The 12,061-nt window shown below is 41.7% G+C and carries 11 protein-coding genes; 9 read left to right on the top strand and 2 right to left on the bottom strand.

Annotated features, from left to right (window positions below; genetic code table 11):
* Positions 1–18: 18 nt before the first annotated feature.
* Positions 19–1,206, bottom strand: a complete 1,188-nt coding sequence (locus tag ACE1TH_RS10370; protein ID WP_375078912.1) for an anhydro-N-acetylmuramic acid kinase — start codon at positions 1,204–1,206, stop codon at positions 19–21.
* Between the two features lie 195 nt (positions 1,207–1,401).
* On the opposite strand from ACE1TH_RS10370, the gene ACE1TH_RS10365 reads away from it, so the two are divergent.
* From ACE1TH_RS10365 to ACE1TH_RS10350, 4 genes are all read left to right on the top strand, one after another.
* Positions 1,402–2,667: an AAA family ATPase gene (locus ACE1TH_RS10365; protein ID WP_375078911.1), complete on the top strand. Its 1,266-nt coding sequence runs from the start codon at positions 1,402–1,404 to the stop codon at positions 2,665–2,667.
* A gap of 169 nt (positions 2,668–2,836) precedes the next feature.
* Positions 2,837–3,211: a GntR family transcriptional regulator gene (locus ACE1TH_RS10360; RefSeq protein ID WP_375078910.1), complete on the top strand. Its 375-nt coding sequence runs from the start codon at positions 2,837–2,839 to the stop codon at positions 3,209–3,211.
* 2 nt (positions 3,212–3,213) lie between these two features.
* The gene (locus tag ACE1TH_RS10355; protein WP_375078909.1) at positions 3,214–4,116 is read left to right on the top strand and encodes an ATP-binding cassette domain-containing protein; all 903 of its coding nucleotides are present in this window, start codon (positions 3,214–3,216) and stop codon (positions 4,114–4,116) included.
* Entirely contained in the window at positions 4,100–4,834 is a 735-nt protein-coding gene (locus ACE1TH_RS10350; RefSeq protein WP_099302365.1) for a hypothetical protein, read from the top strand. Before ACE1TH_RS10355 ends, ACE1TH_RS10350 begins: the two co-directional genes overlap by 17 nt.
* Before the next feature lie 46 nt (positions 4,835–4,880).
* On the opposite strand, the gene ACE1TH_RS10345 is transcribed toward ACE1TH_RS10350, so the two are convergent.
* Positions 4,881–7,073, bottom strand: coding sequence for a collagen-like protein (locus ACE1TH_RS10345; protein ID WP_375078908.1), 2,193 nt, complete (start codon positions 7,071–7,073; stop codon positions 4,881–4,883).
* 230 nt (positions 7,074–7,303) lie between these two features.
* Between ACE1TH_RS10345 and ACE1TH_RS10340 the strand changes: the two genes are divergently transcribed.
* Genes ACE1TH_RS10340 through ACE1TH_RS10320 form a run of 5 tightly spaced genes read left to right on the top strand, consistent with a single transcriptional unit; the run spans position 7,304 to position 12,004 of the window.
* A complete protein-coding gene (locus ACE1TH_RS10340; RefSeq protein WP_099302363.1) occupies positions 7,304–8,029 on the top strand; it encodes a GntR family transcriptional regulator in 726 nt (241 codons plus the stop codon).
* Between the two features lie 58 nt (positions 8,030–8,087).
* The gene (locus ACE1TH_RS10335) at positions 8,088–9,149 is read left to right on the top strand and encodes a Gfo/Idh/MocA family protein (protein WP_375078907.1); all 1,062 of its coding nucleotides are present in this window, start codon (positions 8,088–8,090) and stop codon (positions 9,147–9,149) included.
* Positions 9,150–9,170: 21 nt separating this feature from the next.
* Positions 9,171–10,178 (top strand): TRAP transporter substrate-binding protein, encoded by a 1,008-nt coding sequence (locus tag ACE1TH_RS10330; protein ID WP_255224742.1) that lies wholly within the window; start codon positions 9,171–9,173, stop codon positions 10,176–10,178.
* A gap of 9 nt (positions 10,179–10,187) precedes the next feature.
* A complete protein-coding gene (locus ACE1TH_RS10325; RefSeq protein ID WP_099302360.1) occupies positions 10,188–10,727 on the top strand; it encodes a TRAP transporter small permease in 540 nt (179 codons plus the stop codon).
* On the top strand, positions 10,724–12,004 hold the full coding sequence (locus tag ACE1TH_RS10320) for a TRAP transporter large permease (RefSeq protein WP_306345946.1): 1,281 nt from the start codon (positions 10,724–10,726) through the stop codon (positions 12,002–12,004). Before ACE1TH_RS10325 ends, ACE1TH_RS10320 begins: the two co-directional genes overlap by 4 nt.
* The last annotated feature ends 57 nt before the right edge of the window (positions 12,005–12,061 follow it).

The raw sequence follows: 12,061 nt of genomic DNA, 5'->3' as shown, positions 1-12,061 counted from the left end.
CTCCTTTCGTTCGAGTGTTTAAAAAGGGAGAGCGAGTTTGCCCATAGAAATCGCTTTTTGTGCTCCGGTAGCGGCAGGCACATTGTTAGGTTGTTGTCTTAAAAATTCATTCCCTAATATCGCAAAAGCAATCGCTTCTTTTGCATCACTCGAGTCATTTAATTGTTCCATTGGATATACGGGACGGTTGAGTGATGTTTGTAACTGTTTCATAAGAAACGCATTACGTGCGCCACCGCCGCCAACATAGATCTCTTCTGTCGCAATATGAGGGTCTATTTGCTGAATGATTGTTTGAGAAATCGATTCGGTTGTAAATGCAGAAATGGTTGCAACAATGTCTTCAAACGATAAACGCCGTTCTGTCCCTTCCTGCCAAAGCGTTTCTGCTAGTTGTTTGTTGTACACTTCTCTACCAGTGCTTTTAGGGTATGGAAGCGAAAAAAATGGGTCCGAGCTCAAAAGTTTATGTACCCAATCTTGTTGGATGGTTCCCTTTAAAGCGTAGGCACCGTTTTCATCGTACTGCATGGTATTCTTCGACCCGATTCGTACGATTTCATCGATTAATACATTTCCAGGTCCAGTATCAAAAGCAATTAGCTCATTGTCTGAATGGTTGTTCCTTTGGCTTTGGCGCTTTGGTAAAACGGTGAGGTTTGCCATGCCACCAATATTAAGAATAATTCGTCCTGCATGCGTACTTTGAAATAGAAGCTGATCTACAAATGGAACGAGAGGAGCGCCTTGACCACCTGCAGCCAAGTCACTTGGACGAAAGTCACCGACCGTTAAAATGCCTGTTTCATGCGCAATCACAGCAAGTTCCCCGATTTGAAGCGTTGCCTGTTTTTCTGGAAGGTGGTACAGGGTTTGCCCATGTGAGCTAATAAAATCAATAGCGGATAAAGGCATGCGACTTTGAGCCACGACCTGTTTTGCAGCTTGCGCCATCAGTGTGCCTAGTGTGACATTTAATTCGCATATGGTTGAGACTGAGGAAAATTCTGGATGGCAAGATGTGAATATATCGGCTTTTACTTGATCTGAAAAAGGAAGGGTTTCAAATGCGAGTAATTCTACCTTTGTGAGAAAACCAGAACCAGTTAGCTTGACAAGGGCAGCATCAATGCCGTCAACGGACGTGCCGGACATTATACCAACTGCAAATACGGTCTCCTTTTGAAGAGGTAACGTTATTTTCATTGAATTCACAACCTAACGTAAAAATAGTGGGTTAAGAAGTTCTTCGAGCAAGGAAAAAGGGTATATCGTTAACATATGAGTCATTGTGAGAATTAACGATTGAATTTGCAAAATCTCTAATAAACAGTACGAATACATTTTGGTACGTGCTATATTGAAAATGGAAGAAAAGTGCATATGGACAAGGAGTGTAACATGAAAGCAATTATTTCTTTTGACGAAAAAGACAATCAACAGTTAAATGGATATCCAGGGTTATCATTGACGGTAAAGAAGATCCTTGAAGTACTTACAGCTACTTATGGTGATACATACGAACTCTTTTCATTGAACGAATTTCATTTCGAGCTTTGGACATTAGTTGAAGAAGATAGTAAGAGAGGGAATGACCAGTTAGAACATGTTGCGATGATCATTGACCAAATGGAACGCCGTACGTTTTCATATGATTCGGAAAATAGTGATCCGATTTATAAAGTGCAGCCAGCTTTAAGTAATAACGTCTATGCCTATCCTGAACAAGGGGTTGCCTTTGCTCAAATCCCAACGATGGACGGTGCGCACTTAACAAATATAGAGTGTATATTCGCGACTAGCGCTTTTGCTATGGAGCAATTTCTTGCGTCAATTAAGGAACGTTTATGGCAAAAAAGCCGTAACGAGCTATTGCTATTTACGGATGGTATGGATGGGCTGAACCATGATCAACAACCAATTACAAAAACAGTTAAAAGAGAAGATGTGTTGTTGAAGAAAGAAATGAAAGAGGAAATCTATCAAATGCTAGATTACTTTTTTGAAGAAGATCGTTCTTTTTTTAACATGTATGATATCCCCTATAAACGAGGAATCTTGCTTTATGGACCACCTGGAAATGGGAAAACGACGTTAGCGAAATCGATTGCTCATACCGTAGATGCTCCAGCCGCCTATTGGCAAATTACTGAATTTACTTCTAGTGAATCGATTTCACAAGTGTTCCAGATGGCTAATCGTTTAGCACCTATTATATTAATTATTGAAGATATTGATTCAATGCCAGAGGGCGTCCGCTCTTACTTTTTAAATACGCTAGATGGAGCGACCTCAAAAGAAGGCATCTTTTTAATCGGTACTACGAATTATCCTGAGAATATCGATCCTGGCTTAATGAATCGTGCTGGACGATTTGATCGTGGCTATGAGTTTGCACTTCCGGATAAGCAATTACGAGAACAATATATTCAAACGAAGAAATTCGACTTACTTTTGTCTTCAGAACAACTTGACTTACTTGTCAAACATTCAGAAGGGTTTTCATTCGCACAGTTAAATGAGTTATTTGTGAGTTGTGCGCTAGAAAAGCATCAAAAAGGAGAGGTTGACCTTCATTCAGCGATCCAACGAATGAAGAAAGACCAGAAAAAAGGGAAAACAGGGAAATGGCAAGATAATCATAGTCAACTTGGATTTCATGAGTGACGGAATTTTATTCCATGAAGAACTAAGAGTAGAATAAATCTTGATAAGTAGTCTTGGTGAGAGCCAGGGCTATTTTTTATTGAAAGAAATTGACGTGATATAAATATGCTGTTATGGTTATATACATAACTATATAACCATTATAGATTGTTGGTTAGTGGGGGTGCAAATGAATCCTTTAAATAATGGTGATAAGCCGCTCTATTTACAAATAAAAGAATTGATTGAAGATCAAATCGTAAACGAACAACTTCTAGAAGGTAGTCAAGCGCCTTCAACAAATCAACTTGTAAAGTTCTATGGCCTCAACCATGTAACAGTGGCGAAAGGGATAAATCTGCTCGTAGATGATGAGATTTTATTTAAAAAACGTGGAATTGGCATGTTTGTTTCTGAAGGAGCGAAAGAGAAATTGATAAATAGTCGTAAATCAGAATTCGTTGATAAGTACGTGTTAAAGATGGTTCAGGAAGCAGATCGGTTAGGTATTTCTGAAGATGAATTAATTCAATTTGTGAGAAATATGAAGAAAGGAGAAGGATAACCATGTTAATCCATGTAGAGAATGTACATTTTGCTTATCGCGATCATGCTGTGTTTAAGAACGTGACGACTCAGTTTGAAGCAGGAAAGACCTACGGATTGTTAGGGAGAAATGGTGTAGGAAAAACCACATTTCTATCACTACTAATAGGCGCAAGGCTGGCTACTGAGGGCAAGGTTTTTTTTGAAGGGAAATCTTTATATGAAAATGAACGTGCCATGGCTTCAATGGGAATGTTTTATCAACGAAATGATGTAGATCGGGAAACCGATAATACTAAGGTGGAAGACTTATTTAAACAGACGCAATTATTTAGGGAGAATTTTGACTTAGACTATGCAAATGAATTAGCGCAAAAATTTAAGATTAATACATCAAAACGTATCAGCAAATTATCAAAGGGAAGCGAAGCGGCAGTTCAAGTAATAATAGGTTTGGCGAGTCGATTACCAGTCACGATTTTTGATGAGGTCTATTTAGGAATGGATGCACCATCAAGAACCCTGTTTTATTCTGAACTCTTAGATGAACAAGAACGGTTTCCCCGAACGATTATTATTTCCACCCATCTAGTTTCAGAAATGGAACACTTATTTGAAGAAGTTCTTATCCTGAAAAACGGTCGATTTATTGTCGATGATGCCTATCAAAGTTTAATTGAAAAAGGCCATACGATTACAGGAGATTCAGAGGCTATAGAAGAAGTGATGAGAGGTTACGGTTACAAAGTGATTGGAGAGCAAACCCTTGGTCAGACCAAAGCGGTGTCAATTTATGGAGAAATGGATGAACAAACTAGGCATCAATGTGCTGTGAAAAATCTTCGTATCAGCCAAATTTCTCTTCAAGATTTATTTATTGCTCTTACAGAAGAGGAGGGTGATGAAGGTGAAACAGTTAACTAAATCCATGTACAAAGAGCAATTCGGATGGGCACTATGGTTTCTCACTAGTTTTGTTTTAATTCAAGTTGTCTTTATTTTATTGGCTTCTTATTATCAAGGAACTGTTGAACCAATTATGTTACTTTTGGTCGCACCTTCTAGAATTTTCATGCTCGTTTTAGGGATTATCTCAGCGTATAGTTTTTTAGGCTACTACTATCATTTAGGGCAAACGCGAAAACAATATTTTAAAAGTTCTTTGTGTTCAACTGGTTTGCTAACTGTAACGGTAATCGCTTTAATCTTTATGTTATCTTTAGCAGAAAAATGGATATTAAGCTTGTTCAGTTCAACAGCACAAATTTTAAGCGCATCTGAAGGAACGAGTATTGTTAATCCGAATGGTCATCTAGATATAACCATGCAGTTTTCGGTAGGTGGTGTCAGTTTTGTAGACGCGCCAGTACTTTTCTTACTTTTCTTTGCCGTTCAGTTAGTCTTCTTTTTTGCGGTAGGGTGGCTCATTAGTGTTGGATTCTATCGATATGGTTGGATGGTCGGATTAGGGTTTATTCTAGTAGCACTCGTTTTTCTTTCATTAAATGAATGGATGTGGTCAGGTACTGTACGTGAGTTCTTCCCAACAACTATCATCACGATTGGCTGCATTAGTTTATGTATTGTCTTATTTACGATCATCTATAACATCCTTAAAAAGACACCGATAAAAATGAAATAGCCACTAAAAAACCCCTTGTAGATTTTGGCCTACAAGGGGTTGTGCGTTAAAGGGTTGTCGTAATAAGTGTGCCAGAGAATCCTGATGCAAATCGGTAAATCGACACATGACCTGCGCTATTAGTTTGGTTCGGTGCGTTTGCAAGTGTAACAGCAAACGTTGATAAGTTCGTAATTGTGAATGTGTCACCAGCTATATAGTTTTGCACACGGATTACATTTGTTTGACCAGCTGTTCCAGCCGAGGCCGCCGGTGCTACAGGGGTTACAGTATTTCCGTTTAAAATTAATCCAAAAGATGAGCCAGTTGTAGTGCCTGTCGCTTTGTTCAAAGTGATGCCAATATAATAGAGTCCTGGCGTTAAGATTGTAAAAGCTCCCGTTGCAGCATTATAGCTAATACCTGCATACTGACTCGGGGTCAATTGTGTGACCGCAGCTCCTGCTGCAATCGTTTGTGGCTGCATATTACTATTGAAGAAAGGTTGAAGTGGAGCTGCTCCAGTTGGACCAGTTGCACCTGCTGGTCCAGTAGCGCCAGTGCCAGCCGGTCCAGTCGGTCCTTGAATACCTGTTGCTCCGGAAGGCCCAGGAATGCCAGTCGCGCCGGTGACACCAGTACCAGCCGGTCCGGTGGGTCCTTGAATACCGGTTGCCCCGGTCGGCCCAGGAATGCCAGTCGCGCCGGTGACACCAGTACCAGCCGGTCCGGTGGGTCCTTGAATACCGGTTGCCCCGGTCGGCCCAGGAATGCCAGTCGCGCCGTTGACACCAGTGCCAGTGGGTCCAGTCGGTCCTTGAATACCCGTTGCACCAGTCGGCCCAGGAATACCCGTTGCGCCGGTGACACCAGTACCAGCGGGCCCGGTCGGCCCAGGAATGCCAGTCGCACCGGTAGCACCAGTGCCAGCGGGCCCGGTCGGTCCTTGAATACCGGTTGCACCAGAAGGCCCAGGAATACCCGTTGCGCCGGTGACACCAGTACCAGCCGGTCCGGTGGGTCCTTGAATACCCGTTGCACCAGAAGGTCCAGGAATACCTGTTGCGCCGGTGACACCAGTGCCAGCGGGTCCAGTCGGCCCAGGAACACCCGTTGCCCCGGAAGGCCCAGGAATGCCAGTCGCGCCGGTGACACCAGTGCCAGCGGGTCCAGTGGGTCCTTGAATGCCTGTTGCTCCGGAAGGCCCAGGAATGCCAGTCGCGCCGGTGACACCAGTTACACCAGCGGGCCCAGTGGGTCCTTGAATGCCTGTTGCTCCGGAAGGCCCAGGAATGCCACTCGCGCCGGTGACACCAGTTACACCAGCGGGCCCAGTCGGTCCTTGAATGCCGGTTGCTCCGGAAGGTCCAGGAATACCTGTTGCGCCGGTGACACCAGTACCAGCGGGCCCGGTCGGTCCTTGGATGCCGGTAGCGCCAGTGCCAGCCGGTCCAGTCGGTCCTTGAATACCGGTTGCCCCGGTCGGCCCAGGAATGCCAGTCGCGCCCGTTGCTCCTACACTTGCGAGCAAGGTGTAATCAGGAGAGGTATCAGGTGTTCCTGTAGGTGGAGCCGAATTTACAAGATACGTGCTACCTTCATAGGTGACGACCTGCCCAACAGGATAGCCAGGAGCTGCTGTAGCATCAAATGGTACTTCTCCTGCTAAACCAATTCCAGTCGCGCCAGTTGGACCAGTCGCCCCAGTTGCCCCTTCAGCAGCAATAAGGGTATATTCTGGGGATGTACCAGGAATGCCAATTGGAGCATTCGTATTAACAAGGTACGTGCTCCCTTGAAAAGTAACCACTTGCCCCACTTCGTAACCTGGAGCTCTGGTTACATCAAACGGTTCAATACCATTAAGACCAATTCCTGTGGCGCCAGTGGGTCCAGTAGTTCCAGTACCAACTGCTCCAGTCGCCCCTGCTCCAGCAATAAGCGTGTAATCAGGTGATGAACCAGGTGTTCCTTGAGGAGAAGATATGTTTACAAGGTAGGTACTACCGTTAAACGTCACAATTTGACCGACCTGGTATCCTGGAGCTGCAGCTGGGTCAAAAGGAACAACGCCTTCAAAGCCAATTCCAGTGGGTCCAGTCGGTCCAGTTATTCCTATACCACCACCATTTCCTGGTCCCGTTGGTCCAGTCGGTCCTTGAGGTCCAGTTGGTCCAATGTTATTAAATGAACCGCCGTTTCTTGCTGTACGTCTAAATCGTTGGATATTCGATCGGCAGCTATCGTATGAATCAAACATTTATCATCAGTCCTATTCTACATCAAAATACTTATACTCTTCTTCAACGTATGCTGAAGGTGAAAGCCTTGCGAGCAAAGCGTTGTAAATAAGGCAAATGATGCTGTGAAAACGACTAGATAATAGGTTTTTCCTACTTATAAGGCAGAAATGAGTGGAATTTTTGTTCATGGCGAATATTATCTATGTATTGACATGTATACTAGTACCCATATATAATTTGATTATTCATGAATAATAGTGAGTTGAATAAAGTGAAAAAGTTATCTGTGGAAAGAAAAACATTAGCTGGTGAAGCGTATCATTATCTCTATCAGCAGATTATTACGTTGAAATATAAACCAGGTCAAATGATTTATGAAAACGATATTGCGAAGGAATTAGGTATTAGTCGAACGCCAGTAAGAGAAGCGATCCACTTACTTGCTTCAGAAGAGTTTTTAGCGATTAAACCGCAAAAAGGCATTCAAGTTCAGTACATATCTAAGAAAAAGGTGCAAGAATCGTATCGTGTTCGAGAAAGTTTGGAAGTAACAGCTTTTAAAGAAGTGGCAAGTAATTGGGAACAAGGACATGACACGTATGAGTTTGCAAAAAAAGAACTTCTAAAAATTATTGCGGAACAGCGGTTTGCAGCAGAGCATGATTATGTTGATGATTTTTATCAATATGATGAAGTGTTTCATGACAAAGTGCTTGATATTTGTGGCAATCAAACGTTAAGTACCATCGTGCGCCAAGTTCGTGGTCATGTAAACCGGATGCGTTATCTAGAATTTTTTGAAACGAGAGAAATGGACAGAATTATCGACGATCATGACCAGCTAGTCTCTTTACTTGAACAAAGAAACGTAAAGGAAGTAGAAACGTTACTTGTCACTCATTTACGTAATGTGTCAAATTATTATGATGATATTATGAGGAAGTATCCAGATTATTTTAATACCCAATATTAATTGGGTATCTTTTAAACCTTATACTTGTATACTAGTATCACAAATAAGGGGGATAATGATGAAACTAGCCGTTTTTGGAATGAATCATGGTTTTAAATTCGCTGAAGAAATCAAGAAAATGAAAGGGGTTTCTTTAGTGGCGGTAGCTGGAAACGATCTACTTTCACAAGAGCGAGCATCTTTGTTAGAAGTGCCTTTATACACGGATTATCAAACATTAATAGCTGAAAATTCTTTAGACGGTGTGATTGTTACATTACCTAATCAACTTCATCATGAAGCTGTGAAAATGTGTGCAGATGCGGGTATTCATTGTCTTGTAGAAAAGCCGATTGCTGATACGGTTTCATTGGGAAAAGAAATGGTAGATTATTGCAAGGAAAAAGAAATCAAGCTCTTAGTCGGCCATCATCGTCGATACTCTAGTAAGCTTAATGCGCTACGACGATTAATACAAGAGAAGAAGATTGGCAAACTCATTAGTGTAAATATGATGTGGGTACTAGCGAAAGAAAAGCCCTACTACAACGAACCGTGGCGAGTTAAAAAAGGTGGAGGACCATTACTCATTAATGGGATACACGATATAGATAATTTGCGGTATGTTACGAATGCAGAAGTTGAAAGCGTTTACGCATTGGGGAAAAATTTAATTCGTGGAAACAACGTAGAAGATTCCCTAAGTGCCATGATGGAGCTGAATAACGGGGCAACGGTCAATTATTTTTTATCCGATGGTGTGCCGGCACCGTGGTCTTATGAGTTAACGATGAAGGAAAATGTTAAATATCCTAAATATGATGAGGATTGTTATTACTTCTTTGGCACAGAAGGGAGTATCGCCTTTCCGAGTATGCGGATGTATCACTATAAGGAAGAGTCTTATGGGTGGGAACATAGCCTTGTGGAAGAGGCGATCGAGTTTGAAAGCATGGTTGATCCAATTGTTGAAGAGTTGGTTCATTTCACTAAGGTCATAAGAGGCCTTGAAGAACCGAGAGTTCCTGGTGAAGAAGGAGTAAAAACGCTGGAAGTCATTGAGGCAATACGCTGTTCTATAAATAAGGGTAAAAAGGTACACATGAATCTTATTAATGAAACTAGTTCTAGTCAATTGTAACGATCAAAAGGGGGACGCAACATGAAGCGTATCTTACTTTTTATAAGTTGTTTAGTACCGCTAGCAGCGTGCACGGTAACCGGGCATGCCGACGAACAGAAGATCATGAGAATTGCAAACACAACACCTGAAGATCGTTCTCTTAGTCAAGCACTTTACCAGTTTGCTGAACGATTAGAAGAGGAAACAAACGACTCCATTCAAGTAGAAGTTTATACAAATGGACAGATAGGTGGGGATCGTGAACTGTTTGAAGGTATGCAGTTTAATACGATTCAAGGGGCAACAATGTCGACCGGACCCATCGCACAATTTGTCCCAACCTTTAATGTGCTAGAATTGCCATTTCTATTTGAGAATGAAGAGAATGCGTATCAGCTTTTAGATGGGCCGATCGGTCAAGATCTATTAGAAGAATTAGAGCCACAAAAAGTAATTGGAATTAACTATTTTGAAAACGGATTCAGAGTGTTGACAAATAATGAAAAAGAGATTGAGAAGCTTGAAGATGTGCAAGGATTGGACTTAAGAACGTTAGAAAACAGATGGCATATGCAAATCTGGAGTGAACTTGGTGCCAATCCTACACCGATGAACTATGGTGAAGTGTATATTGGCTTAGAACAGGGGACGATTGCTGGTCAGGAGAATCCTATTGGAAACGTTGTAAATAGTCACTTTTATGAAGTTCAACAGTATTTAACAATGACAAATCACATTTATAATGCGAGTCCGTTTATGGTAAGTGAAGCTTTTTGGGAAACGCTGACCGAGGATGAAAGACAAGCTGTTGAAAAGGTAGCAGATGAAGTCCAGCATAATCAGCGATTAGCCAATCAGCAAGAAGCGGAGGCGAGTCGCAGTTACTTAGAAGAAAGAGGTATAACCATTTCTGAACTAACGAGTGAGGAGCGTCAACGTTGGATTACGGCAACGAACCCAGTTCGGGAAAGGTTCGAAAATATTGAAGGGAATCATGATTGGATGCAGCGTATACAGGAACATATACAAGCAACGAATCAGGAATAAGGAGGGGCTATGATGAAGGTCTTCCGAATGGTCGAACAGCACATAGAAGAGGTGCTATTAGTGATCATTTTATCCATAATGGTTATAGCAATCTCACTACAAATTTTTATGCGCTTTGTATTAGGCACTTCTCTTGGCTGGTCAGAAGAGTTAGCGCGTTACTGTTTTATTTATCTCGTGTTTATCGGTATTAGCTATGGTGTGAAAGAAGAGCGACATATTAAAATTGATGCGATTCTCTCCTTTTTAAATGAGAAGAGGCAACTCGTTTTTAATTTAATTGTTTACGGGTTATTTTTATTATTTGCTATATTTATCGTCGTCTATGGAGGCGCAATGAGTTTAGAAATTATCCAGCTTGGACAAGTTACGCCTGGATTAGGGATGGAGATGGGCTATGTGTATTTAGCCGCACCTATCGGGATGCTCATGACGAGTGTACGAATTATTCAAAAGATTAAACATGAATGGGAGAATTACGATAGAGCCAATCAATCTTCTCATATTAAAGAGACGTATCCGTTTCATTCAAAACGGCAGGAGGGATGACTGTGACAGCAGCTGTGTTGTTCGGTAGCTTTGCGAGCTTACTCGCTTTAAGTGCGCCTATCGGAATTGCTTTAATCTTAGCATCCATATTAGCGCTAATTGTGGCAGGGACAATGCCGTTGGAATTTACTGTTCAAAGCTTTATAACGGCAATTGATTCATTCCCTATAATGGCTGTACCATTTTTTATTTTAGCTGGTGAGCTAATGGCAAAAGGGGGGTTGTCAAGACGGCTTTTTGAATTAGCAAAAACCCTTGTTGGCAATTATACTGGTGGATTTGCAATGGCAGCCGTCATTACGTGTTTGTTTTTCTCAGCAATCTCTGGCTCAGGCCCTGCAACGGTTGCTGCAGTAGGGGGAATTATGATTCCTGCTATGATTGAAATGGGTTACGACAAGCGTTTTGCAACGGCATTAATTGCGGCAGCAGGCGCTTTAGGCGTCATTTTGCCGCCGAGTATTCCATTAATTGTTTACGGAGTCACGAGCGGTGTATCTGTAGGAGATTTATTTATCGCTGCAGTTATCCCAGGACTGCTTGTAACGGTTAGCTTACTTGTGTATTCCTATCTTTACGCAAAAGCAAAGGGATATAAAGGTTCTAAAGAAAGGTTTTCAATAAAAAAGGTAGGGAGAGCGTTTTGGGATGCAAAATGGGCGCTACTTGTCCCGGTCATTATATTAGGCGGTATTTATAGTGGTTTCTTTACGCCGACAGAAGCAGCAGCGGTTGCCGTCATTTACGGTTTAGTAGCAGGGTTTTTCTTATATAAAGAATTAAAATGGAGTCAACTATATGATATTTTTAAAAATTCGGCGTTAACGACAGCGACAATTTTATTTATTATCGCAGCAGCGACTGTATTTGGTCGCGTGATGACGATTGAACAAATGCCAGAAACGATTGCATCAACAATTCTCGCTGTGTCCGATCAAAAAATCATCATTATCTTATTAATTACAGCCATGCTCCTGCTTATTGGCACGGTCATGGATACTACGGCGGCGATTATTATTTTTACACCGTTGTTAGTGCCTGTCGGAATGGAGCTCGGCTATGATCCCATTCATTTTGCGATGCTTGTCATTTTGAATCTAGCAATTGGGTTCATTACACCACCAATTGGTGTGAATTTGTTTGTCGCATCGAGTATATCGAACTTATCGATTGTGACACTATCAAAAGCAATTCTACCATTTGTCGGGGTGATGATCTTTAATCTCCTACTTGTCATTTTCATTCCACAACTATCATTACTTTTACTAGACAGATAGTAGAAGTATCATGAGAGGTTGTGTTACAATATACTTGTATACAAGTATAATCTAAAA

It is taken from the genome of Shouchella sp. JSM 1781072 (assembly GCF_041949915.1).
Classification (GTDB): Bacteria; Bacillota; Bacilli; order Bacillales; family Bacillaceae_D; genus Shouchella.
Note: the sequence above shows the minus strand (reverse complement) of the source record. Positions and strands in the feature narration are given on the sequence as shown.